The organism is Micromonospora sp. DH14 (assembly GCF_029809455.1).
Classification (GTDB): Bacteria; Actinomycetota; Actinomycetes; order Mycobacteriales; family Micromonosporaceae; genus Micromonospora; species Micromonospora parva.
In genome coordinates, this window is sequence record NZ_JARVKT010000019.1 from 21,307 (window position 1) to 44,254 (window position 22,948).

22 protein-coding genes are annotated in these 22,948 nt (G+C 72.3%); 18 read left to right on the forward strand and 4 right to left on the reverse strand.

What is annotated here, in order from left to right:
* The first annotated feature begins 99 nt into the window (after nucleotides 1-99).
* The 15 genes from QCZ28_RS22695 (at nucleotide 100) to QCZ28_RS22765 (ending at nucleotide 17,266) form a co-directional block, all read left to right on the forward strand.
* A complete protein-coding gene (locus QCZ28_RS22695) occupies nucleotides 100-1,014 on the forward strand; it encodes a DNA-protecting protein DprA (protein ID WP_279518539.1) in 915 nt (304 codons plus the stop codon).
* Nucleotides 1,015-1,369: 355 nt separating this feature from the next.
* Entirely contained in the window at nucleotides 1,370-1,750 is a 381-nt protein-coding gene (locus QCZ28_RS22700) for a hypothetical protein (RefSeq protein WP_279518540.1), read from the forward strand.
* Nucleotides 1,751-1,910: 160 nt separating this feature from the next.
* Nucleotides 1,911-3,617, forward strand: coding sequence for a glycoside hydrolase (locus tag QCZ28_RS22705; protein WP_279518541.1), 1,707 nt, complete (start codon nucleotides 1,911-1,913; stop codon nucleotides 3,615-3,617).
* A gap of 222 nt (nucleotides 3,618-3,839) precedes the next feature.
* Nucleotides 3,840-5,777, forward strand: a complete 1,938-nt coding sequence (locus QCZ28_RS22710; RefSeq protein ID WP_279518542.1) for a hypothetical protein — start codon at nucleotides 3,840-3,842, stop codon at nucleotides 5,775-5,777.
* 81 nt (nucleotides 5,778-5,858) lie between these two features.
* Nucleotides 5,859-6,425 (forward strand): DapH/DapD/GlmU-related protein, encoded by a 567-nt coding sequence (locus QCZ28_RS22715; protein WP_279518543.1) that lies wholly within the window; start codon nucleotides 5,859-5,861, stop codon nucleotides 6,423-6,425.
* A complete protein-coding gene (locus QCZ28_RS22720; RefSeq protein ID WP_279518544.1) occupies nucleotides 6,418-8,016 on the forward strand; it encodes a lipopolysaccharide biosynthesis protein in 1,599 nt (532 codons plus the stop codon). Before QCZ28_RS22715 ends, QCZ28_RS22720 begins: the two co-directional genes overlap by 8 nt.
* 62 nt (nucleotides 8,017-8,078) lie before the next feature.
* A complete protein-coding gene (locus QCZ28_RS22725; RefSeq protein ID WP_279518608.1) occupies nucleotides 8,079-9,377 on the forward strand; it encodes an O-antigen ligase family protein in 1,299 nt (432 codons plus the stop codon).
* Complete coding sequence (locus tag QCZ28_RS22730) at nucleotides 9,374-11,011, forward strand: lipopolysaccharide biosynthesis protein (RefSeq protein WP_279518545.1); 1,638 nt, start codon at nucleotides 9,374-9,376, stop codon at nucleotides 11,009-11,011. The genes QCZ28_RS22725 and QCZ28_RS22730 overlap by 4 nt, the downstream gene beginning before the upstream one ends.
* An 8-nt stretch (nucleotides 11,012-11,019) precedes the next feature.
* Complete coding sequence (locus QCZ28_RS22735; RefSeq protein WP_030335624.1) at nucleotides 11,020-11,922, forward strand: sulfotransferase domain-containing protein; 903 nt, start codon at nucleotides 11,020-11,022, stop codon at nucleotides 11,920-11,922.
* Complete coding sequence (locus QCZ28_RS22740) at nucleotides 11,919-13,181, forward strand: hypothetical protein (RefSeq protein ID WP_279518546.1); 1,263 nt, start codon at nucleotides 11,919-11,921, stop codon at nucleotides 13,179-13,181. Before QCZ28_RS22735 ends, QCZ28_RS22740 begins: the two co-directional genes overlap by 4 nt.
* A gap of 215 nt (nucleotides 13,182-13,396) precedes the next feature.
* Nucleotides 13,397-13,876 (forward strand): polysaccharide biosynthesis protein, encoded by a 480-nt coding sequence (locus QCZ28_RS22745; protein ID WP_030335627.1) that lies wholly within the window; start codon nucleotides 13,397-13,399, stop codon nucleotides 13,874-13,876.
* Nucleotides 13,873-14,547 carry a glycosyltransferase gene (locus QCZ28_RS22750; RefSeq protein ID WP_279518547.1) on the forward strand — a complete coding sequence of 225 codons (675 nt, stop codon included), beginning with the start codon at nucleotides 13,873-13,875 and terminating at the stop codon, nucleotides 14,545-14,547. The genes QCZ28_RS22745 and QCZ28_RS22750 overlap by 4 nt, the downstream gene beginning before the upstream one ends.
* Complete coding sequence (locus QCZ28_RS22755; RefSeq protein ID WP_279518548.1) at nucleotides 14,544-15,467, forward strand: glycosyltransferase family 2 protein; 924 nt, start codon at nucleotides 14,544-14,546, stop codon at nucleotides 15,465-15,467. The genes QCZ28_RS22750 and QCZ28_RS22755 overlap by 4 nt, the downstream gene beginning before the upstream one ends.
* Nucleotides 15,468-15,584: 117 nt before the next feature.
* Nucleotides 15,585-16,763, forward strand: a complete 1,179-nt coding sequence (gene aroC / locus QCZ28_RS22760) for a chorismate synthase (RefSeq protein WP_030335634.1) — start codon at nucleotides 15,585-15,587, stop codon at nucleotides 16,761-16,763.
* On the forward strand, nucleotides 16,763-17,266 hold the full coding sequence (locus tag QCZ28_RS22765; RefSeq protein WP_279518549.1) for a shikimate kinase: 504 nt from the start codon (nucleotides 16,763-16,765) through the stop codon (nucleotides 17,264-17,266). The genes aroC and QCZ28_RS22765 overlap by 1 nt, the downstream gene beginning before the upstream one ends.
* An 18-nt stretch (nucleotides 17,267-17,284) precedes the next feature.
* Here the strand turns inward: QCZ28_RS22765 and QCZ28_RS22770 are convergent, their stop codons facing one another.
* The 4 genes from QCZ28_RS22770 to QCZ28_RS22785 all read right to left on the reverse strand — a co-directional run bounded on the left by QCZ28_RS22770 (nucleotide 17,285) and on the right by QCZ28_RS22785 (nucleotide 20,308).
* The gene (locus tag QCZ28_RS22770; RefSeq protein WP_279518550.1) at nucleotides 17,285-18,070 is read right to left on the reverse strand and encodes a hypothetical protein; all 786 of its coding nucleotides are present in this window, start codon (nucleotides 18,068-18,070) and stop codon (nucleotides 17,285-17,287) included.
* Entirely contained in the window at nucleotides 18,070-18,576 is a 507-nt protein-coding gene (locus QCZ28_RS22775; protein WP_279518551.1) for a SigE family RNA polymerase sigma factor, read from the reverse strand. Before QCZ28_RS22775 ends, QCZ28_RS22770 begins: the two co-directional genes overlap by 1 nt.
* A 203-nt stretch (nucleotides 18,577-18,779) precedes the next feature.
* Nucleotides 18,780-19,442, reverse strand: a complete 663-nt coding sequence (locus tag QCZ28_RS22780; protein WP_279518552.1) for a hypothetical protein — start codon at nucleotides 19,440-19,442, stop codon at nucleotides 18,780-18,782.
* 137 nt (nucleotides 19,443-19,579) lie between these two features.
* The gene (locus QCZ28_RS22785; protein ID WP_279518553.1) at nucleotides 19,580-20,308 is read right to left on the reverse strand and encodes an alpha/beta hydrolase; all 729 of its coding nucleotides are present in this window, start codon (nucleotides 20,306-20,308) and stop codon (nucleotides 19,580-19,582) included.
* A 79-nt stretch (nucleotides 20,309-20,387) separates the two neighbouring features.
* On the opposite strand from QCZ28_RS22785, the gene QCZ28_RS22790 reads away from it, so the two are divergent.
* Genes QCZ28_RS22790 through aroQ form a run of 3 tightly spaced genes read left to right on the forward strand, consistent with a single transcriptional unit; the run spans nucleotide 20,388 to nucleotide 22,898 of the window.
* Nucleotides 20,388-21,386, forward strand: a complete 999-nt coding sequence (locus QCZ28_RS22790) for a YafY family protein (RefSeq protein ID WP_279518554.1) — start codon at nucleotides 20,388-20,390, stop codon at nucleotides 21,384-21,386.
* Between the two features lie 10 nt (nucleotides 21,387-21,396).
* Complete coding sequence (gene aroB / locus QCZ28_RS22795; RefSeq protein ID WP_279518555.1) at nucleotides 21,397-22,476, forward strand: 3-dehydroquinate synthase; 1,080 nt, start codon at nucleotides 21,397-21,399, stop codon at nucleotides 22,474-22,476.
* The gene (aroQ, locus tag QCZ28_RS22800) at nucleotides 22,473-22,898 is read left to right on the forward strand and encodes a type II 3-dehydroquinate dehydratase (protein WP_279518556.1); all 426 of its coding nucleotides are present in this window, start codon (nucleotides 22,473-22,475) and stop codon (nucleotides 22,896-22,898) included. Before aroB ends, aroQ begins: the two co-directional genes overlap by 4 nt.
* Nucleotides 22,899-22,948 lie beyond the last annotated feature (50 nt).

The following is a 22,948-nucleotide window of genomic DNA, read 5'->3' on the forward strand; positions in this document are numbered from 1 at the left end:
ACATATGTTCGAGCAATGAGGCCGTCGGGGACTTCCCACTCGCAACGCTGGCCGGGAGGTTCGAGCCAGGAGCCCAGCCCAGGGCCTACGATCGTGCCCATGGACACGGCGGCGATCGAACGGGCGTCCCTGGTCGCACTACTTCGCCTGCAACAGACGCGCTGGTCTGAGGTCGCTCTCGAGATCCAGGAAAACGGCAGCGCCAAGGCGGTCCTCGACCGAACGGTCGGCCACTCTGACACGCTCTTTCCGGACGTGGATTCGACCACCGATCTGATCAACGCTGCTGCTGGCGAAGTCGCCGGCTGGCAGGGGGATGGCATCGGCGTCCACGCGTTCTTTGACGACACCTATCCCGCCCAGCTGCTCGGTATCCGGGAGGTGCCGCCGGTCCTGTTCAGCAAGGGTGACCTGCGTGTTCATGATCGGGCGGTGGCAGTCGTTGGTAGCCGCAAGGCCAGCGACGAGGGTCTTCGGATTGCCCGGGCCGTCGCCAGGACGCTGGCGGGCCGCGGGGTGACGGTGGTGAGTGGGCTCGCCGCCGGCATCGACACCGCCGCGCACTCGGCCGCACTGGAGGCCGGCGGCCGTACCGTCGCCGTCCTCGGCACCGGCATTCGCCGTTGTTACCCATCGGCCAACCGGCGTCTCCAGGAGCACATCGCCGAGGTCGGGCTCGTGATCTCCCAGTTCTGGCCCGATGCCCAGCCGAGCAGGCAGAGCTTTCCCATGCGCAACGCCGTCATGAGTGGGTACGCAGTCGCGACGGTCGTTGTCGAGGCCGGTGAAACCAGCGGCGCACGGATTCAGGCCCGGCTGGCCCTGCAGCATGGTCGTCCGGTCGTTCTCACGAGCCAGGTCATGCAGTGCGAGTGGGCCAAGACGTTCGCCGAGAACCCAGGGGTCTACGTCGTCCACGGCACCGCGCAGTTGCTGGAAGCGGTTGACGACATCCTCAGCTACCAGCCCACCGACGCCGGTCTGGAGAGCTTCCCTGACTTCGCCCTTCGCTGACCGGCGCTGGACCATCATCAACCGGTACGTCGAGGTCCAGCGCGGCTATCTACGCAATCCGCTGCCGACGTACTCATGGATCTGTCCCACGTGTCGGGGTGTTCGTAGCGAGGGCTACTCGCTCTGCTTTCGCTGCCAGTCCCATCTCACGCAGTCTGACGGCGTCCTGGCGGACCTGGTCGTACCAATCTCGTACTCGCCTCGCACCGGGCAGCATCACCACAATCTGCGGTCGTACAAGGGTGCAACCCGGTCCGAGCAGGCCCAGCGGAGCCTGCTCGCCCTACTGCTGCTCTTCCTGCGGGACCATCTCGCCTGTGTCGCGGGCCGCGTCAGCGCTTCACCAACGCACCTCATGACCGTCCCGAGCACTCGTGGCCGAACTGGGCCGCATCCACTCGCCGCGCTTGTCGGCGACCGACTCGGCCTGCCCTGGATTGCCAGCACGGTCAATGCGAACTATGGAGCGGACGACCACGACTTCCACGCCGACTGGTTCGCGCCGCTCTTGCCCACCTCCCGGGCGCCGATTCATGCGCTGATTCTCGAGGACACCTGGACGACCGGCGCCCGGGTCCAGTCACTGGCGCACGCGCTGAAGGCCGGCGGCGCCGCCACCGTGGCGGCGATCGTCCTTGGACGCCATGTCGATCCCACGTACGCGCCAGCCAAGCGCCTGCTGACCGCAATCGCCGAACCGGTCTTCGACGCCACCAAGTGTGCTACGGAGGGTTGACTCCACCGAGCACGTTGCCCACCGATTGGGCGACAATCGACTCCCGGGAGGTTTCTTAGCTGACGGTTAAGACGCGCTTACGGAAAACTGTCCTACCTGCGACCTGTGCTGGTCATCGATACGCTGCTCACCGTTATGGACGCAGACACAGGGAGTTTCCTTGACCAGGCACGGACTGCACCGCATCACCCGGTTCCGTTCCGGACCCCGGCGTAAGGCGATTGCCATCGGCGTGGTCGGCGGTTCGGTGGTGGCCGGCATCGTGGCGACCATGATGCCACTGCTGGCCAGCGACGACCTGTCGATCCGGGCGGCGGCGGACACCACCGCGACCGCGGTGACGCAGGACGGTGACAACGCGGCCAAGACGACCCTCGCGACCTGCGCGACGCGCTGCGACGGCAACCCGCGCGGTGGCCGCGAGGCGGTCATCGAGTTCGCGGTGACCACCGTGCCGGCCGCCGCGGTCAACGTCCGGGCGACGCTGCGGATGCACGCCTGGCAGCAGTTCGCCGCCACGGTGACGGCGCACGCGTCGCCGTTGAGTGCCCGCGAGTCGCGGCCTCCGCTGACGCCGGCCGGCGCCGCGCTGGACAGGGTGACCAGCGTGTCCAAGGGCGTCAACGAGTGGGACGTCTCCAAACTGGTCACCGGCAACGGCACCTGGACGGTCTCGCTGGCGCAGAGCGGCCTGGAGAGCCGGATCTACTGGGCGTCGGTCGAGAACCGCAACCCGGACCTGCGACCCAGCCTGGTGATCAGCTACGACCTCGGGGCCCGGCCCTCGCCGGTGACGACCACCCGGCCGGCGCCGCCGCCGACGCCGAGCGTGTCACCGACCACCGCCGCGCCGAAGCCGTCGCCGACCGTCGCCCCGACCCGGACGGCGACCCCGAGCCCCACCGGCACCCTGCCGGCCGGCAAGTGTGGGTCCGTCTCGGACAAGCTCGTCCCGTCCTGCGGCGCCTGGTGGGGCATGTACTCACCGGCCGGAGCTGCCGGTGGCTGGGACCACGGCAAGGCCGTCGCGGACGTGGAGGCGCAGGTCGGGCGCAAGTTCGACATCGTGCACCGCTATCACGACTTCTCCAACTCGGGCAGCAACGGCGCCTTCCCCGACGTGTACGAGACGCAGCAGATGCGCGAAGGCCGCCTGATGTTCTTCGCCTGGGAGTCCCGCGACTTCTCCGCCGGCACGACCCTCAAGTGGTCCGATGTCTACGGAGGCAAGCAGGACGCGACAATCGACGCGGTCGCCGGCCGGATCCGGGCCGCCGGCGTCCCGGTGTTCATCGGCTTCGACCACGAGCCGGAGGACGAGCCGAACAAGGGCAGCGACGCCGACTTCGTACGGGCCTGGCGCTACGTCCACGAGCGGTTCGCCAGCGCCGGCGCGACCAACGCGGTCTGGGTCTGGACGATGATGGGCTGGTCGGGGCACTACTCCCGCTACGCCGGCCTGTACCCCGGTGACCGGTATGTCGACTGGGTCGCCTACGACCCGTACAACTTCCACGTCTGCAACGGCAGCACGGTGTGGAAGAGCCCGAGCACGACGATCGGTGGCTTCTACCGTTGGCTGGACGACAACGGCATCGGCGCCGGCAAGCCCCGGATGCTCGCCGAGTTCGGCACCAACTTCAACTCCGCCGACCCGGGCGCCAAGCAGCGCTGGTTCCAGGAGTTCCCGGCGGCGCTGAAGGCGCACCCGAAGATCAAGGCGGCCATCTACTTCAACTCGGCCGGTATGACCAGCCGCACGTCGACCTGTGACATGACGATGAACCACGACGCCGCGGCGGTGGCGGGCTTCACGCAAGCCGGCAAGGACGCCTACCTGCGGCAACCCACCGGAGGTAGCCGCTGACGACCCGAATGATCTGACCGGACGGCGTTCGCCGGGGGGTCGCGCAACCGATCCTCCGGCGTTCTGTCGGCTTGCGGATTCATGCACCGCCCAATCGGCGGATTTTGTTAACCAGGCTGGACGAGGCACGCTACCTCGGGTTCTCATCCAATCTGGAGGCGCAGCGTGCCCATACTTCCGCACTTGTGGCGTTCCGCAGGACGACGTCGTACTCGGGCGGGGATGGTCGCGTTGGCGATCATCGCCGCAGCTCTGGGCGTGCCCACCACCGCGTCGGCCGCTGTGGTGCCGGCCCCGACGACGGCGACGCTGGTGTCGGCGAACCCCGCCGACGCGACCCCCCATGCCCGCGACGGTGAAACCCGCGCCTTCGCGCAGGTGGGCAACACGGTCTTCGTCGGCGGCAGCTTCACCCAGCTCCGGCAGACCGCCAGTTCGGCGTGGATCACGCAGCGTTACCTCTTCGCGTACGACCGGACCACCGGCACCATGTCGACCACGTTCCTGCCGGTGCTCGACGGCGCGGTCAACACCCTCATCGCCGGTCCCGGCGGCACGCTGATCGTCGGCGGCGCCTTCAAGAACGTCAACGGCGTCTCCCGCAAGAACCTGGTGGCGCTCAACCCGTCGACCGGCGCGATCATCGACAGCTGGGTCGGGCGTTCCGACGGTGGCACGGTCCGCGACCTGGCGCTGTCCGGCAACTGGCTGTACGTCGCCGGTGCGTTCAACTGGCTCAACGGCACCGCGCACGTGGGTCTCGGCCGGCTCAACGCGACCACCGGCGCGATCGACCCGAGCTTCGTCATCGACGCGACCGTCGGGCGGCACAGCACCACGTCGTACGTGTGGACCATCGACGTCGCGCCGGACGGCAACACGCTGGTCGTCGGCGGCAACTTCACACTCGTCAACGGCCTGGCGCGCAACCAGATCGCACTGGTGGACGTCTCCGCGACGCCCATGCTGATCGACTGGAGCAGCGACAAGTTCGTCGCGCCGTGCGCGGCACCGGCGACCTTCGTGCACTACGTGCAGGACGTGAAGTTCGGTGGCGACGGTAGTTGGTTCGTGGTCGGCACCAACGGCGGCGCGGGCTGGCCGTCCGCCTACTGCGACGCCCTGGTCCGCTTCGAGACCGCCGCGCGCGGCGGCGGACAGCTCGCCACCTGGGTCGACTTCACCGGCAACGACACCATCACCTCGGTGGAGGTGGCGGACAACGTCATTTACCTGGGCGGGCACTTCCGCTGGCTGAACAACCCGAACGCCAGCGACAACGCCGGCAACGGGGCGATCGACCGGCTCGGCATCGCCGCCGTCACCCCGGCGACCGGCATGCCGGTGAACTGGAACCCGCGCCGCAGCGGCAGCGCGTCGATGCCCGCCGGCACCACCGCGTGGGGTTCCTCGGTGCCGGTGCTGTGGCGCGGCTCGGACGGCCTCTACTTCGGGCACAACTCCGACGGCATGGGCGACGAGTACCACGGCCGGCTGGGCATGTTCCCGCTGGCCGGCGGCCGCACGATCACCCCGAAGAACCCGCCGTCGGCCACCAGCGGCAACCTCTACCTGAGCACCGCCCCGGGCACGATGGCGAAGGTGCCGTTCGACGGCACCGCGCTGGGCACCGCGACCACTGTCAGCCAGCCCGCGTACACGGCGGCCGGTGCGACGTGGCGGGTGGACGACCGGATCTACTGGTCGCACACGGTGGCCGGCACGCCGACCGGTAGCCGGATCGACGTCTCGCTCTTCAACGGGGGCGCGATCGGCTCGCCGTGGGAGGCGTCCGGCTACAACGACTGGTACAACCCGGCGTTGCTGACCGGTGCCTTCTTCCTCGACGGGCGGCTCTACTACACCCGGACGGGGGCCAACAACCTCTACTACCGCTACTTCGAGATCGACGGCAACTACCTCGGCGCCACCGAGTTCACGCTGCCGACGACGGGCGTGACCTGGTCCGGGGTGCGTGGCATGGCGTGGGTCGACGGCCGGATCGTCTACGGTGCCACCGACGGCGCGCTGCGCAGCGTGCCGTTCGACCCGACGGCCGCGCCGACCGCGACGGTCAACGGGGCGGCGGCCACGGTGATCACTGCGGCCACGCCCGAGTTGTCCTGGTCTACCCCATCGACATTCTTCTCCGTACAGTAACGGTCAACCGTTCGTAACGAAGCATCGGTAGATTGTTCACGTTGGGCCGGCGGCGGTGGTGATTCCGCCGCCGGCCCCACGATGTGGGGAGGGTCGTTGCTCGGCGCCGCTGGCATCCGAACGAGACGCGCGGTGCGTCTGGTCTTCGCGGTCAAACGCGGCTGGTACCGGCTCCGCTACCGACGGTTGACACTCGGTCGGGACGTGGAGATCCGTGGCCGGATCCGGCTGCGCCGGGGCGTGCGGGTCACCATCGGTGACCGCACCCGGTTGAACAAGCTCGTCCGCTTCGCCGGCCCCGGCGAGGTGCGCGTCGGCGCTGACTGTCTGCTCAACGCCACCTGGATCGGCACCTGGACCTCGGTGACGGTGGGGGACCGGTGCCTCCTGTCGGACTGCGAGCTGCTCGACAACGACTTCCACAACCTGCCCCCCGAACAGCGGCACGCACCGCCGGGCCCGCTCACCCGGGCCCCGATCGTCCTTGAGGACAACGTCTGGGTCGGTGCGCACGCCCTGGTCCTGAAGGGCGTGCGGGTCGGCCGTGACAGCGTCGTCGGCGCGGCGACGGTGGTCCGCACGGACGTACCACCCGGCGTCGTGGTCGTCGGCAATCCTCAACAGACGGTGAAGAAGTTCCATGACTGACGCAGCGCCCGCTTCCTGGCCCACGGACGGCCCGCCCTCCGGCACCTCGCGGGCCGTGACACTGACCGACCTGCTGAGGGTGCCGATGCACCGCTTGCGGTTGGTGGCGGCGGTCGCCCTGGTCGGTCTGCTCGCCGCGCTCAGCTACGTGCTACTGGTGCCGCCGGCGATGTCCGCGAGCGCCGTGGTCGCGGTCCGACCGGTGGTGACCGACGCCTTCACCCCCAGCGGCGCGGGCGCCGACCGCGCGGTCAACATGAACGTGGAGAGCGGCATCGCCACCGGCACCGAGGTGGTGCAGCGGCTCGCCGAGTCGGCCGGCGGTGACCCGCGCGACATCCGCGACGCGCTCGAGGTCGAGGTGCCCACCGGCGGGCAGATCCTGCGCTTCACCTACCAGGCGCGCGACGCGCACCGGGCCGTGGAGAGCGCCAACCTGGCCGCCGAGGCCTACCTGAGCGTGCGCCGGACCATGTACGAGCAGCAGCGCGCCGAGATGCTGCGCTCCTACGACGAGAGCATCACGAAGGTCGTCGCCCAGCAGACCGCGTTGCAGAAGCGGGCGAACACCGCCAAGGACACCGCGGCCGGCGACGCGCTGGTGGCCGAGCTGGCCGGGATCAACAACCAGCTCACCCAGCTCAACGCCGCCCGTACCGAGATCGCGGCCGTCGACGTCAACCCCGGCTGGGTCACCCAGACCGCCGAGAAGGCGCTGGTCACCTCCGCCGGGCACCGGCCGCTCTACCTGGTCGCCGGCCTGCTCGGTGGCGCCCTGGTCGGCATCGTGCTGGCCTACCTCTGGGAGTCGACCGACCGGCGGGTCCGCTCGGTCGCCGACGGCCGGGAGGCCTCCGGCCTGCCGTTGCTCGGCACGGTGCGCCGACCGGCGTTCCGGGGCAGCCCCCGGGCGGTCGACGCCGACATCCGGTACGTGGCGATGGCGGTCGCCGAGCGGGTCCGTCAGCCCGCCCGGGTGGCGCTGCTCAGCGCCCGGGAGGACGCCACAGCGCTCACCGCCGGCCTCGCGGTGGCGCTCGCCGTCGACGGGCGGGAGGTCTTCGTCGCCGACGACAGCGGCCGGATCGAGCGGCTGCGAGCCAGCGTGCTCGCCGACCGGGGGCGGCTGCCCATCGACCCGTCCCGGCCGCTGGTGCCCAAGCCCCGACCCGCCGGCAGCACACCGGCCGCTGGTGCCACCACTGACAGCGCACCCGCCCGCCGGCCCTCCCCGCACCCGCCCGGTGCCCGCCCGTCCACCGACCCGGACGCCACGCTGACCCTGCCGCGGGTGTCGTCCGCCCGCCCGGAGAACAATCGCGTCGTCGCCCCCGACGAGGTTGCCGTGGGAGTGGGCAGTGTCCGGTTCGGCACCTGGCGCCAGGGCGCCGACCACGGTCTGGTCCTGTTCAACGCCCCTCCGGCGGAGTCCGACGAGCGTGGCGTGGCCGTCGCCCGGCAGGGCAGCGCGGTGGTGGTCGTCGAGCGGGACCGCACCCGGCAGAGCGACCTGCGACGCCTCGTGGAGCGGCTGCGCGCCGCCGGCGTCACCCCGCTGGGTTTCGTGCTCACCCGAAACGGCCGGGCCTGAGCGTGTCGGTGACCCGCGCCCCGGCGACCGAACCACCGACCGGAGGCGCTCCGGAGCAGGCCGTGCCGCTGCCGCCGTCCGCGCCACCGCAGCTGCCGCTCTGGCCGTTGACGATGATGTTCGGCCTGGTGCCACTGTGGTGGCTGCTCGGTGCGTTCTACCTCGGCTGGCCGCTCTTGGGCGCGCTGCTGTTCGCGTTGCTGCTCACCCGGGGGCGGGTGCCGCTGCCGCCGGCCGCCGGCATCTGGCTGCTCTTCCTCGCCATCGTGGTGGTCAGCGCCACCCAACTGTCGTCGCCCGCCTCGCTGCTCACCTTCGCCCTGCGCCTGGCCTTCTACCTGACCGCGCTGGTGGTCGGCGTCTACGTCTACGCCGCCGCCCGGGAACGCGCCAGCCTGGTGGCGGTGCTCACCCCGCTCTGCGCGTTCTGGTTCGGGCTGGTCGCGCTGGGCTGGCTCGGGGTGCTGGTGCCCCGGCTGGCCATGACGACCCCGATGGAGGTGCTGCTGCCCGGCGGGGTGGCCGGCACCCCGTTCATCCAGGACATGGTGCACCTCACGACCGCGGAATACAGCGCCCGCTCGCTGAACCCGATCTACCGGCCGGCGGCGCCGTTCGCGTACACCAACAACTACGGCAGCGCGTACGCCATGACCCTGCCCTGCGTGGTGGCCTTCGCCATGCTGCGCCCGCGCGGGTTGCTGCGCTGGGCGCTGCTGGCGTCGCTGCCGCTGTCGCTGGCACCGGCGTTCCTCACCCTCAACCGGGCGATGTTCCTCAGCCTCGGCGCCGGGCTGGCGGTGCTCGGGGTGCGGGCCAGCCTGCGCGGCAACGTCCGGGTGGCCGCGTCGATCGTCGGGGTGGTGGTGATCGGCGGGCTGGCCACACTGTTCATTCCCATCACCGAGTTGATCAGCAGGCGGGTCGACTCCAGTGACACCAACACCGACCGGCTCTCGCTCTACACCGAGGTGATCCGCCGGGTGCAGGAGTCACCGTGGTTGGGCTACGGCGCTCCGGTGAACGTCGACACCGTCTCGGCGGCCGCGCCCATCGGCACCCAGGGGCAGTTGTGGATGGTGCTGTTCAGCCATGGCGTACCCGCGCTGCTCTGCTTCCTGGCGTGGTTCGTGGCCGCCGCGTTGATCTGCGCGCGGGCGACATCGGCGGCCGGGCAGTGGTTGGCGGTGGTGCCGGTGGTCTGCCTCGTGCAGATCCCGTTCTACGGCATGGCGAACCAGAACCTGGCGGTCGCGTTCTTCGCTGTCGCCTTCGCGATGGCGCTGACCGAACGCGAACGGCTGACCCGGTTGGTCGGGGCGTCGCCGGCGGCCCCGCGCACCGCGACGGTGCCCGCGTGACCGCCGCCACCCGACCACCGGCCGGCGCCGACGAGGGCCGGCCGTCGTTCGGCCCCGCCCAGGACCAGGCCACACCGTCGCCCGCCGGGGACGTCGGCGCGGCCGAGACCCGCCGCAGCGCGCGCAGCGGGGTGGCCGGACTGCTGGGCGCGGCCACCAGCGGGTTGTTCGGCTTCGTGCTGGCCGTCGTGATCACCCGGGGGTACGGCACTGCCGGCGCGGGCGCGTTCTTCGCCGCGATCGGTGTCGTCACCGTGGCCACCGCGATCTGCACCCTCGGCGCGGAGACCGGTCTGATGTGGGCGCTGCCCCGGCGCACCGCCGGTGTGCGCGGCGACGCGGCCCGGATCCTCCCGGTGGCGTTGATCCCGCCGCTGCTGGCCGGGCTCCTGGTGGCCGGTGTGGGCGTGCTGGCCGCCGACGCGCTCGCGCCCCGGCTGCTGGAGGGCTCCGGCGCGAGCGGCGACACACTGCTCACCGTCACGTTCGCCGCGGTGCCGGTGGTGGTGGCGATGACCCTGCTGCTGGCCGCGCTGCGCTGCGTACGGCCCATCCGGGCGTACGTCGGGGTGCAGTTCCTGCTGCTGCCGGTCGCCCGCCCGGTGCTGGTCGGCGCCGCCGCGCTGGCCGGTGGTGGTCTGCTCGCCGGCATGACCGGCTGGTTGGTGCCGGCGGCGTTGGCGCTGCTGGTCTGCCTCACCCTCGTCGCCGGTCCGCTCGGGCTGGGCCGGGGGGCGACGCTGCGTCCGCGCCGCGCCGACTGGTCGACGTTCTGGCGCTTCGCGCTGCCCCGGGCCGCCTCGGCGGCCATCGACGCCGGCAGCATGTGGGTGGGGGTGCTGCTCACCTCGGCGCTGGCCGGGCCGGCGGACGCCGGCGTGTTCGGGGCCGTCGGCCGGTACGTGCTGGCCGGTCAGCTGGCCATGCAGGGGCTGCGGGTGGCGGTGTCCCCGCAGTTGTCCCGACTGCTCGGGCGGGGCGAGCGGGCCGCCGCCGCGGCCGTGCACCGGCAGTTGACCACCTGGGGCCTGGTGCTGTCCTGGCCGGTGTACCTGCTGCTGGCGGTCTTCGCGTTGGCTTTCCTCCAGCTGTTCGGGCCGGAGTTCACCGCCGGTGTGCCGGCGATGACGGTGCTCGCGTTGGCGATGCTGGTCAACACCGGAGTGGGCAACGTGCAGAGCCTGCTGCTGATGGGCGGGCGCAGCGGCCTGCACCTGGTCGCCGCCGTGGCCGGGTTGACGGTGACCGTCTCGCTGGGCCTCTGGCTGATCCCCCGCTACGGCGCGACGGGCGCGGCGGTGGCCTGGGCGGCCGGGATCGCCACCGAGAACCTCACCGCCGCCGGGTTCGCCCGGTCGGTGGTTCGGGAGCCACTGTTCGACGCCGCGATGGTGCGTGCCGCGGTGGCCACCGTCGCCGGTGTGGGCCTGGCCGCCGGCGTCGGCGCACTGGTGGGCGGTCGCGGTCTGCCCGGCCTCGCGGTGGCGCTGGCGGTGCTGCTGGCCGGCTGCGTCGGCATGTTGACGTTGCCCCGGGTACGCGCCGGTATCCGGGGGACCATGAGGCAGATCCGTGGAGGGAACGACGCGGCCGCGGCCGCCGGACCCGCCCCGGCATCGACGAGAGGCAGGTGAGGTCCGTCGTGGTGTCCATGCGTGACCGGGTCAAGCAGTTGGTTCCGACCCAGGTGACCACCCGGGTGAAGGAGTCGCTCGTCGACTACGGCGTTCGCACCAGCGATCGCCGGCCGCTGCCGGACTTCCTGATCATCGGGACCAAACGGGGCGGCACCACCTCGCTGTGGAACTACCTCATCCAGCATCCGCTGGTGCCCCGGCTGTTCCCCGCGTGGAACACCAAGTCGGCGCACTACTTCGAGGAGCACTGGGGTCGCGGCGAAGCCTGGTACCGCTCGCACTTCCCGACCGAGCGGCAACGCGACGCCCTGGCCAAGCGGCACGGTGGGCCGGTCCGGGTCGGTGAGGCCGCCCCGCTGTACATGTTCCACCCGCTCGCCGCGCAGCGGGTCGCTGCGCTGATGCCGACGGTGAAGCTCATCGTGCTGCTGCGGGACCCGGTGGAGCGGGCGTACTCGCACTGGAAGGAACGCCGCACCCACGGCATCGAACCACTGGACTTCGCCGCCGCGCTCGCGGCCGAGCCGGAGCGTACGGCGGGAGAGCGGGAACGGCTGATCGCCGAACCGGAGTCGTTCAGCGAGCCGTACGACTGGTACACGTACCGGGCCCGGGGGCGCTACCTGGAGCACCTGGAGCCGTGGCTGGAGCGCTTCGACCGGCAGCAGATCCTCTTCCTGCCCAGCGAGGACCTGTACCGCGACTCTCGCGCTACCTACCGGCGCACCCTGGACTTCCTCGGTCTGCCGGCGTACGACCTGCCCAACTTCAAGGTCTACAACGATCGGCGTTCGGCGCCGTTGGAGCCGACGGTCCGCGCTGAGCTGACCGACTACTACCGGCCGTACAACGACGCGTTGCGCCAGCGGCTCGGGCTGGACCTCGACTGGGCGGACCGGGCGGCGTGACGACCCAGGCGGGCCCGGCCACCGACCCGCGCTCCCGGGTGGACGGCCTGGGTTGGGTGAGCCGCGCGGTCTTCCCGGACGACCGGGTCGGCCTGACCGTGGCGGGCGCCCCGCCGGCCGGTCACCGGGCGGTGGCCCGGTACGCGGTGGTGCCGTCGGTCGCCCAGGCCCGGTTCCTGGTGCCGTTGGGCGCGCCCCGGGCCGGGGCGGCGTCCCTGCTGGCGTACAACGCCCTGCGGCCACCAAAGGTGCGCGCGTTGCGGGCGGTGCTCGGCGGGTTGGCCCGGTTGGGTCGGGTGGGGCTCGCGCCCTTCCCGACGTTGACCGTCTCGGTGCCGGCCGGGGTGCCCGCCGCGGAGCTGCTGCTGAGCGAGCGGCTCTCCGCCGACCTGGGCGACACGCCGCTGCTGGCCGCTTTCGGGGTCCGCCCACCCGACCCGAACGGCAAGCCCACCCTGCAACTCTTCGACGCCGACGGGCGTCCGCGTGGCTACGCGAAGATCGGCTGGAATGACGCGACCCGTGCGCTGGTCAGCGCGGAGGCGGCGGCGCTGCGGGCGTTGCGCGCGGTGGCCGACGTCGCCGACCACCCGACGCCGCCGAGGCTGCTCGCCGAGGTGTCGTGGGCGGGCCAGGTGGTCGCGGTGATCGAGCCGTTGCCTCCTGCGGTACGCGGTGTGCCGGTGGACGACCCGCCACGGATCGCCGCGCTGCTCGCCGTCGCCCGGCGCGGCGGCCCGGCGGGCACCCCTCGTCCGCTGCTCGACTCGGCCTTCCTGCACCGGCTGGGCGATCAGGCCGGCCGGGCCGCAGCGACCGAGCCGGGCGGTGCGCGGGCGGTCGCCGCGGTCTGCGCGCTGGCCCGCCGGCACGGCGACACCAGTGTCGAGTTCGGTCACTGGCACGGCGACTGGGTGCCGTGGAACCTGGGCTGGCACGCCGGCCGGTTGGTCGCCTGGGACTGGGAGCACAGCGGGCCGGACGTGCCGGTCGGTTTCGACCTGGCGCACGACGCGTTCCAGCGCGCGCTCGTGCTGCGGGGGGAGCCGGCGGAGGTCGCCGCGTCGGCCGTCGACGGGTATCTGAGCCGGCACGGTGAGCGGCTCGGTCTCGACGCGGCGCAGCGCCGGCTCGTCGCCGACGCGTACCTGGTGGAGATGTGGTTGCGGACCTGGCGGCTGGCCGACGCTGGCGCGGGCTGGAACGCCGCACTGCATCCCGCACTGTTGGACGTCATCGAGAAAAGACATAGCGGCTGATCGGGAGGAATCGCGGCGGCGCAGGCACGCCGCAGAGTAACGACAAAATCGCAGGTGGTCATGACGATCGATGGACCTCGGACGTTCGGTGCGCCCGCACCACCTGCTGCGGAGATCGCCATCTCGGCCGGTCGCTCTATTCAACGACCGGGGATCGTGTGATCTGCTTCTGCCTGGCGTGAACTGAAATTCCAAGCGAACTTGTGGGGAGTCGCGTGGACACGAACAACGACGACAGTGGGGCACCGGTGCTGCTGCTGGTCGGCTCCAGCGGCGGGCACCTGGCCCAACTACTGGCCTTGCGGCCCTGGTACGAACGGTGGCGGCGCTGCTGGGTCACCTTCGACACCCCGGAGGCGGTGTCGCTGCTGGCCGGCGAGGACCTGGTGCCGGCACACCACCCGACCACCCGCAACGTGCCGAACCTGCTGCGCAACGCGCTGCTGGCCTGGCGGGTGCTGCGGGCGCGGCGGGTCGCCGCCGTGGTCACCACCGGCGCCGGGGTGGCGGTGCCGTTCGTGGTGCTGGCCCGGCTGCGGCGCATCCCGACCGTCTACATCGAGGTGTACGACCGGATCGACACCCCGACGCTCACCGCCCGGCTCTGCCGGCCGTTCCTGTCCGCGATGCTCGTGCAGTGGGACGAGCAGCGCCGGCAGTACCCCGAGGCGACAGTCGTCGGGACGCTGCTGTGACGGGGGAGACGGGCACCGCCCGACGTCCGCAACCGCAGCCGAGCACCGAGGCGGCCCGCCTGCCGCGCCAGCGCGACAGCTCGGCGGTCGCCCAACTGCGACTGCTGGTGGCGGTGGGCACCGACAAGCACCCCTTCGACCGGCTCGTGGACTGGCTGGCGCAGTGGCACACGCAGGCCGCCGGCCCGATCGGGCTGACCGTCCAGCACGGGCACACCCGCGCGCCCCAGGTGCCCGGCGCGGTGGCGTTCCTCGGTCACGACGCGTTGCAACAGGCGATGAGCGACGCGCACCTGGTGGTCTGCCACGGTGGCCCGGCGACCATCCTGGAGGCCCGCCGGCACGGCCACCTGCCCATCGTGGTGCCCCGCGACCCGGCTCGCGGTGAGCACGTCGACAACCACCAGCTTCTCTTCGCCCGCCGGCTCGGCGCCGCCGGGCTGGTGGCGCTCTGCGAGACCCGGGAGGCGCTGCACGACGCGCTGTCCGCAGGGGTGGCCGACCCGTCCCGGTACGCGGTGGCCGCCGACCCGCAGGCACACGAGGCACAACGGGCGGCGGTGGCCCGGGTCGGGCAGATCGTCGACGACCTGGTGGCCCGTTCGACCCCGCGCCCACCCCGGTGGCGGGCCTGGTCCCGGCCGCGTCCGGGTACGGAGGAGATTCGATGACCCAGCAGCCGAGCGTCAGCGTCGTGGTGCCCACCCGGGACCGCCCCGAGCTGCTGCGGGCCGCGGTGCGCGCGATCCTGGCGCAGGACTACCCGGGCCTGATCGAGGTCGTGGTGGTGTTCGACCAGTCCGCGCCCGACGAGTCGTTGACAGCGCTGGGCGGCGACCCGGCGCGCGTGGTCCGCGTGATCAGTAACACCCGTACCGCCGGGTTGGCCGGGGCGCGCAACAGCGGCACCCTCGCGGCCGAGGGTGAGCTGGTCGCGTTCTGCGACGACGACGACGAGTGGCTGCCCGGCAAGCTGGCCGCCCAGGTCGACGCGTTGGCCGGTGATCCGGCCGCCGAGTTCGTCTGCTGCGGCATCCGGGTCACCTATGACGGGCACACCGTCGACCGGGTGCTCGACAAGGACCGGATCACCCTGGACGACCTGTTGCGCGACCGGATGACGGAGCTGCACCCGTCGACCTTCCTGATCCGCGCCACCGCGCTGCGCGACGGGTTCGGGCTGGTCGACGAGGAGATCCCGGGCAGCTACGCGGAGGACTACGAGTTCCTGCTGCGGGCCGCGCGCAGTGCGCCACTGATCAACCTGCGGACGCCGTCGGTGCTGGTCCGCTGGCACAAGCGCTCGTACTTCGCGCAGCGCTGGGACACCATCTCGGAGGCGTTGCAGTGGTTGCTGCGCCGTTATCCGGAGTTCGCCGGTCAACCGGCCGGCGAAGCCCGGGTGGCAGGGCAGATCGCGTTCGCCCAGGCCGCCGCCGGCGACCGCCGGGGCGCGCTGCGTTGGGCCCGGCGCACCCTGCGCAGCAACCCCCGGGAGCCGCGCGCCTACCTGGCCCTCGCCGTCGCCGGTCGGGTGGTCCGGGCCGACGCGGTGCTGCGGACCCTGCACAAGCGCGGTCGGGGGATCTGAGCGCCGTCGACGGGCGCGGGGCACCGGACGCCCGGCTCGGCGGGCGGCGGCGTCCGCTGGGCGGGACGCCCCGGGGAGCGTGCCGCGCCGGTGGCGGGCCGTGACAGACTGACCGCTGTGTTGCGTTGGCTGACTGCAGGTGAATCGCACGGTCCCGCCCTCGTCGCGATGCTGGAGGGGGTGCCGGCCGGCATCGAGGTGACCACCACCGAGATCGCCGACGAGCTGGCCCGTCGCCGGCTGGGCTACGGCCGGGGTGCCCGGATGTCGTTCGAGCGCGACGAGGTCGAGCTGCTCGGCGGCCTGCGGCACGGCGTCACCCTGGGCAGCCCGGTGGCGATCCGGGTCGGCAACTCCGAGTGGCCGAAGTGGCAGACCGTGATGGCCGCCGACCCGGTCGACCCGGACGAGCTGGCCCGGCAGGCGCGCAACGCCCCGCTGACCCGCCCCCGGCCGGGCCACGCGGACCTGGCCGGCATGCAGAAGTACGGCCACACCGACGCCCGGCCGATCCTGGAGCGCGCCAGCGCCCGGGAGACGGCCGCCCGGGTCGCGGTCGGCACCGTCGCGAAGGCGCTGATCCGGCAGGCGCTCGGCATCGAGATCGTCTCGCACGTCGTCGAGTTGGGCCCGGTGGCCGCGAAGCCGGGGCTGCGCCCCACGCCGTCGGACACCGCCCGGATCGACGCCGACCCGCTGCGCTGCCTCGACCCGGAGGCCAGCGCCCTGATGGTCGCCGAGGTCGACGCCGCGAAGAAGGCCGCCGACACCCTCGGTGGCGTGGTCGAGGTGCTGGCGTACGGGGTGCCGCCGGGGCTGGGCAGCCACGTGCAGTGGGACCGCAAGCTCGACGCCCGGCTGGCCACCGCGCTGATGTCCATTCAGGCGATCAAGGGTGTGGAGATCGGTGACGGCTGGCAGCAGGCCCGATCCCGTGGCTCGGAGGCGCACGACGAGATCATCCCGTCGGCGACCGGCGTGCGCCGGGTCACCGACCGGGCTGGCGGGCTGGAGGGCGGCATCACCACCGGTGAGCCGCTGCGGGTCCGCGCCGCGATGAAGCCGATCTCCTCGCTGAACCGGGCGCTGGCCACCGTGGACGTCGCCACCGGCGAGCCGGCCACCGCCATCAACCAACGCTCCGACGTGTGCGCGGTGCCCGCCGCGGCGGTGGTCGCCGAGGCGATGGTGGCGCTGGTGCTCGCCGAGGCGGCCACCGAGAAGTTCGGCGGTGACTCGGTCACCGAGATCCGCCGCAACGTGGCCGGTTACCTCGACGCGCTGGTCATCCGCTGATGGCGCCGGTGGTCGTGCTGGTCGGCGCGCCCGGTTGCGGCAAGACCACCGTCGGGCGGGCGCTCGCCGCGACGCTCGGCGTGGAGTTCCGCGACACCGACATCGACATCGAGCAGATGGCCGGTAAGCCGATCCCGGAGATCTTCATCGACGAGGGTGAGGCGCACTTCCGTACCCTGGAACGGGCCGCCGTGGCCGCGGCGCTGGCCGCCGGCACCGGAGTGCTCGCCCTCGGCGGCGGCGCGGTGCTGGCCGAGGAGACCCGGGCCGCGCTGATCGGGCACCGGGTGGTGCACCTCTCGGTCGAGCTGCCCGACGCGGTGAAGCGGGTCGGGCTCGGCGCCGGCCGGCCGCTGTTGGCGATCAACCCGCGGGCCACCCTCAAGCACCTGCTGGACCAGCGCCGGCCGCTCTACGCCGAGGTGGCCACCGAAACGGTGATCACCGACGGCCGGGCGCCAGCCGAGGTCGTCGCCGAGATCGCCGCGCTCCTGCCCCGCTGACGCCAGCCGGTCGGTGCCTCAGCCGCCCGCCGGACGGCGGGCGGGGCCGTTGTCGACGAGTCGGAACGTGCTGGGTACCGGCCCGTCGGCTACCTCTTCGAGGATCAGGCCGTTGGTCTTGGAGTGTTGGAGGTACGCGGATCGGTTGCTGATGGCGTAGGCGTTCGTGCCGCTGGCGGTGATGGTGAAGCGTTGTGCGGGGTTGTTGGCGTCGCAGACGGCGCCCTCGACGGTGAGTGACCGTGCGTTGCCGAGGTTGGTGGCCTGCCAGCAGGCGGGTTCGTCGTTGGCGGGGTGGTTGTCCGCCCGGCCGTAGGCCTTGATCAGGTAGGCGTCGCCGCCGAGCGGGGTGGGGACGAAGAGTTGTCGGCCGCTGTCGTCGTCGACCTCGGTGAGTTGACCGTCGAGGGCGATGCCGCCCTCGGTGGCCTGCACCCGCACGATGGTGATCTCACGCTGGCCGCTGAGCACCGGGTCGATCGTGCCGGTTGGCGAGGACGGGGGCGCGGCGGACGTCGACGGGGTCGACGGCGGCGTCGTCGGTGCCGTGGGCGCGGAGGCGGACGGGCCGGCGGTCGTCGGGCTCGCCGCCGGCGGAGGCGGCCCGGCCGCCGGGCGGCCTACCGCCACGCCCACACCGAGCAGGCCCACCACCGCGACACCTACCGCAGCCGAGGCCACGTGACGTCGCCTGCGGTACGCGTCACCGCGTTGGCGGACCACCGCGGCGTCGGCGAGACGGCCGCGACGGGCGCCCTCTTCGGCGAGCGAACGCAGGCCATCGTCGAGGTTCTGCTCAGGCATCAGGGCTGCCCTCCGTCCATGACGTAAGGCTCGACGGTGGTGAGGTGCTCGGCCAGGGCCCGACGGCCGCGTGCGAGCCAGGTCTTGACCGTGTTGGGGGACGCTCCGGTCTCCGCGGCGATCTCGGCGACGCTGAGGCCCACGAGATGGTGCAGGACGATGACCCGGCGTTGGTCGGCGGAGATCTGGCGGAGGGCATGCACAAGTGCCACGTGGTCGGGGCTGATGGCGTCGACCTGCTCCGTGGTCGTATCCCGGCGGTGGGCGCGCAGACGGTTCGCGGCCTTGCGCCAGGCCGAGACGGCGATCCGGTACGCGACCCGGCGCACCCATGCCTCGGGGCTGTCGCACTCACGCACCCTGCTCCACCGATCCCACGCCCTGAGGTATGCCTCCGCCACGGCGTCCTCGGCCTCGGCATGATTGCCGATCATCGCGTACACCTGACCCAGCACCCGGCGGGAGGACGCGGTGTAGAAGTCGTCGAACTCGTGGGCGTTACGCATGTGCCCGTGTACTCCCGCCCTGCCCGGACCGTATCCGGGTGGCCCGTCCACCCAGCGCGCGGTCCCGGTGCTCGCCAACCCGTCGTCGACTGCCGTCAACGAGGATAGATGGCCTGACACACCCGAACACGTGCGGGTGGAGTGCTTGTGCCCGGGAGGGTGGCCGGGGCGCCGCCCTCCCGCGCCGTCGGGTCCGATGATGGTCAGCCGCCGGCTGGTTGGCGGGCGGGGCCGTTGTCGACGAGTCGGAACGTGCTGAGGAGCGGCCCGTCGGCGACCTCTTCGAGGATTAGTCCGTTGGTCTTGGAGTGTTGGAGGTACGCGGATCGGTTGCTGATGGCGTACGCGTTCTTCCCCTTGGCGGTGATGGTGAAGCGTTGCGCGGGGTTGTTGGCGTCGCAGACGGCGCCTTCGACGGTCAGTGGTTGGGAGTTGCCCGGGTTGGTGGCCTGCCAGCAGGCGGGTTCGTCGTTGGCGGGGTGGTTGTCCGCCCGGCCGTAGGCCTTGATCAGGTAGGCATCGCCCCCCACCGGCGTGGGGACGAAAAGTTGTCGGCCGCTGTCATCGTCGACCTCGGTGAGTTGACCGTCGAGGGCGATACCGCCCTCGACGGCCTGCACCCGCACGATGGTGACCTCACGCTCACCGCTGAGCACCGGCTCGATCGGCTTGGACGCCGCCGGCTTGGACGGCGGCGGGCTGGACGACGCGGACGCCGACGCCGACGCGGAGGCCGAAGCCGAGGTGGGGGTGGAGGGCCCGGCGGATGCGCCCGGGGACGCGGTGGGATCGGACTGGCAGGCCGCGAGAGCAGCGCCGCACGCCAGCAGCACCGTGCCGGTGGCCCATCTGGAAACCTTGATCATGTCCAACTCCTCACCCGCTGCCCGCATGTCCGCAGGCAGTCACCGTGGCGGCACGCCGTGGCTGATCGCCGACGCACCCCCAACACGCCTGCCCCCCACCGCCGGTTTCACGGCTTCGCGGAAACCTGGCGCGTCGGTCAGCCGCAGGCGATCAGGTCAAGCACGTCGGTGAGCGCCTTCGGCTCGCTGAGCATCGGCCAGTGCCCGGTGGGCAGCTCGTGCAGTTGACCGTCGGCCAGGCCGGTGAAGAACGGATGCTCCTGGCGGATCATCTGCCGCACCACGTCCAGCGGGAAGGTGCTGGCCACCAGCGCGGTCGGCACCGGGCGCCCGCCGGTGCGGCGGACCGGGTCGGTGGCGGTCCGCAGCGGCTGCGGGGTGGCCCGGGCGCGCAGCAGCGCGAGCGTCGGCTCGTCGAGTCCGGCCAGGTTGGTCGGGTCGGCGGCCGGGTCCCAGGCGGGCGGCGGCAGCAGGTGCCCGGTGCCGATCGCCTCGCGCAGCCGCTGCTGCTCCTCCGGCGGCACCGTGTCGAACTGCGCCGTGCCGTCCGGTAGCGGCCCACTCTCCACATAGACGACCCGGGCGATCCGGTCCGGGACGCGGTCCGCCGCCTGGGCTGCCGGCATCCCGCCGCCGGAGTGCCCGACCAGCAGGACGTCGCGCAGGTCCTCGACCTCGATCAGCCGGACGATGTCGGTGGTGTGCGTGTCCAGGCTGACCTGCGGCCCGGCGAGGTGGTCGCGTTCGGCCAGGCCGGTCAGTGTCATCGGATAGACCTCGTGGCCCTGCGACCGCAGCGCGATCGTCACGTCCCGCCACGCCCAGGCGCCCAGCCAGAACCCCGGGACCAGCACGAATGTCGCCATCTGTCGCTCCTTTGCTCGGTTACCGCTAGACCGTACGATCGAATCCGGACAGAATCCGCCCGGTTTGAAGGAGTGGCCCGTGTCACATCCCGCAGGTCGGGTGCTGGCCCTGCTGGAACTGCTGCAGACCCGGCACCGGTCGACGGCCGCCGACCTCGCCGGGCAGCTCGGGGTGGACGAGCGGACCGTGCGCCGGTATGCGACAACGCTTGTCGAGCTGGGCATCCCCGTCACCGCCGACCGGGGTCGCCACGGCGGCTACCGGCTGCACCCCGGCTACAAGCTGCCGCCGCTGATGCTCACCGACGACGAGGCGGTGGCCGTGCTGCTCGGTCTCGTCGTCGCCGAACGGGTCGGGCTCGCCACCGAGCAGCCCGCCACCGCCAGCGCGCTGGCGAAGATCGGCCGGGTGCTGCCGGCGGCGCTCGCCGACCGGCTCGCCGCCGTCCAGGAGCATCTGGGCTTCACCCTGCGTCGCCCGGAAGCGGAACGCGGACCGGCGTCGGGCACCCTGCTCGCGCTGGCCTCGGCCACCCGGCACCGGCAGCGGGTGGCGCTGGACTACCGCTCCTGGCGGGGCGAGCTGTCGCACCGCGAACTCGACCCGTACGGGTTGGTCTTCCACGCCGGCCGTTGGTACGTCACCGGCCACGACCACCGGCGCGGGGAGATCCGCACCTTCCGGCTGGACCGGATCGGCGCGGTGACGCCCGGCGTGGCGACGTTCACCGTGCCGGACGGTTTCGAGGCGGTGGCCTTTGTGACCCGGTCGCTGGCCGGGGTGCCGTACCGGCACGAGGTCGAGGTGGTGCTGGAGACCGACCTGGTTGCCGCCCGCCGCCGCATCCCGCCCAGCGTGGCCGAGTTGACCGTCACCACCGACGGGGTGCTGCTGCGGGCCCGGGCGGAGAGCCTGCCCGGGATGGCCGCGCTGCTCGCCGGGCTGGGCTGTCCGTTCACCGTGCGGCAGCCGGACGCGCTGCGCGTCGCGGTGGCCGAGCACGCCCGCCGGTTGGCGGACTGGGCGGCCCGGCCAGCAGGTGGACAGCCGCCGTCGCCGCGGCGTCCGCTGGACTAGGCTGCCGGCGATGGACGAGGTGACCCGGATTCCGGTCGGCGGCGAGCGGCCGTACGACGTCTTGGTGGGACGTGACCTGCTGGGCGCGCTGCCTGGCCTGCTGCCCGGCGCGACGCGGGTGGCGGTGCTGCACGCGCCTCCGCTCAAGGCCCTGGGGGACGCGCTCGGCGAGCGGCTGCGTGCCGCCGGCGTCGAGCCGCTGCCGATCGAGGTCCCCGACGCCGAGTCGGGCAAACACATCGACGTGGCCTCCGCCTGCTGGGACCGGCTGGGAGCGGCCGGCTTCACCCGTACCGACGCGGTGGTCGGGGTGGGCGGCGGCGCGGTCACCGACCTGGCCGGCTTCGTCGCGGCCTGCTGGTTGCGGGGGGTGCGCTGGGTGCCGGTGGCGACCTCGCTGCTGGGCATGGTCGACGCCGCGGTGGGCGGCAAGACGGGCATCAACACGGCCGCCGGCAAGAACCTGGTCGGCGCGTTCCACCCGCCGGTCGGGGTGCTGGCCGACCTGGCCACGCTGGACAGCCTGCCCGCTGTCGACCTGGCGGCCGGGTTGGCCGAGGTCGTCAAGTGCGGGTTCGTCGCCGATCCGACGATCCTGGATCTCGTCGAGGCCGACCCGGTGGCCGCCACCGACCCGCGTGCGCCGGTGAGCCGGGAGCTGATCGAACGGGCGATCCGGGTCAAGGCCGACGTGGTCGCCGGCGACCTGCGCGAGTCGGGCCTGCGGGAGGTGCTCAACTACGGTCACACCCTGGCCCACGCCATCGAGCAGAACGAGGGCTACCGCTGGCGGCACGGTCACGCCGTCGCCGTCGGTCTGGTGTACGCGGCCACGCTGGCCCGCCTCGCCGGTCGACTGGACGCGCCGACCGCCGACCGGCACCGGGTCACGTTGACCGCGCTGGGCCTGCCGGTGAGCTACCCGGCCGACGCCTGGCCGCAACTGTTGGCAGCGATGCGGGTGGACAAGAAGACCCGGGGCAGTCGGCTGCGCTTCGTGGTGCTCGACGGGCTGGCCCGTCCGGCGATGCTGGAGGGCCCGGACGACGCGTTGCTGGAGGCCGCCTACCGCGAGGTGGCAACCCCGTGAGGGTCTACGTGCTGAACGGGCCGAACCTGGGCCGGCTGGGCACCCGTGAGCCCGACGTGTACGGCGCGACCACCTACGCCGACCTGGTGGCGCTCTGCGAGACCACCGGCCGGGAGTTGGGGCTGACGGTGACGGTCCGGCAGACCGACGCCGAGCACGAACTGCTCGGTTGGCTGCACACCGCCGCCGACGAGGGCGCCGCGGTGGTGCTCAACCCGGCCGCCTGGTCGCACTACTCGTACGCCGTGCGGGACGCCTGCGCGATGCTGCGCGGGCCGTTGGTGGAGGTGCACATCTCCAACATCCACACCCGTGAGGAGTTCCGGCACCATTCGGTGGTGTCGGCGGTGGCGACCGGTGTGATCTGCGGGCTGGGCATTGACGGTTATCGCCTCGCCCTGCACCATCTGGCCACCCGCTGAGGGGCCGCCGGAAGCGGGGACCGACCGATTAGACGCAGCTAGTAGACTTC

What these genes read in the sequence shown, in the direction of transcription:
- QCZ28_RS22775 (WP_279518551.1), bottom strand. Translation starts at nt 18,576, where the DNA reads ATGCGTAACGCCCACGAGTTCGACGACTTCTACACCGCGTCCTCCCGC.
- aroB (WP_279518555.1), top strand. Translation starts at nt 21,397, where the DNA reads ATGGACGAGGTGACCCGGATTCCGGTCGGCGGCGAGCGGCCGTACGAC.
- QCZ28_RS22695 (WP_279518539.1), top strand. Translation starts at nt 100, where the DNA reads ATGGACACGGCGGCGATCGAACGGGCGTCCCTGGTCGCACTACTTCGC.
- QCZ28_RS22765 (WP_279518549.1), top strand. Translation starts at nt 16,763, where the DNA reads ATGGCGCCGGTGGTCGTGCTGGTCGGCGCGCCCGGTTGCGGCAAGACC.
- QCZ28_RS22700 (WP_279518540.1), top strand. Translation starts at nt 1,370, where the DNA reads ATGACCGTCCCGAGCACTCGTGGCCGAACTGGGCCGCATCCACTCGCC.
- QCZ28_RS22780 (WP_279518552.1), bottom strand. Translation starts at nt 19,442, where the DNA reads ATGATCAAGGTTTCCAGATGGGCCACCGGCACGGTGCTGCTGGCGTGC.
- QCZ28_RS22715 (WP_279518543.1), top strand. Translation starts at nt 5,859, where the DNA reads ATGTGGGGAGGGTCGTTGCTCGGCGCCGCTGGCATCCGAACGAGACGC.
- QCZ28_RS22755 (WP_279518548.1), top strand. Translation starts at nt 14,544, where the DNA reads ATGACCCAGCAGCCGAGCGTCAGCGTCGTGGTGCCCACCCGGGACCGC.
- QCZ28_RS22720 (WP_279518544.1), top strand. Translation starts at nt 6,418, where the DNA reads ATGACTGACGCAGCGCCCGCTTCCTGGCCCACGGACGGCCCGCCCTCC.
- QCZ28_RS22770 (WP_279518550.1), bottom strand. Translation starts at nt 18,070, where the DNA reads ATGCCTGAGCAGAACCTCGACGATGGCCTGCGTTCGCTCGCCGAAGAG.
- QCZ28_RS22785 (WP_279518553.1), bottom strand. Translation starts at nt 20,308, where the DNA reads ATGGCGACATTCGTGCTGGTCCCGGGGTTCTGGCTGGGCGCCTGGGCG.
- QCZ28_RS22710 (WP_279518542.1), top strand. Translation starts at nt 3,840, where the DNA reads ATGGTCGCGTTGGCGATCATCGCCGCAGCTCTGGGCGTGCCCACCACC.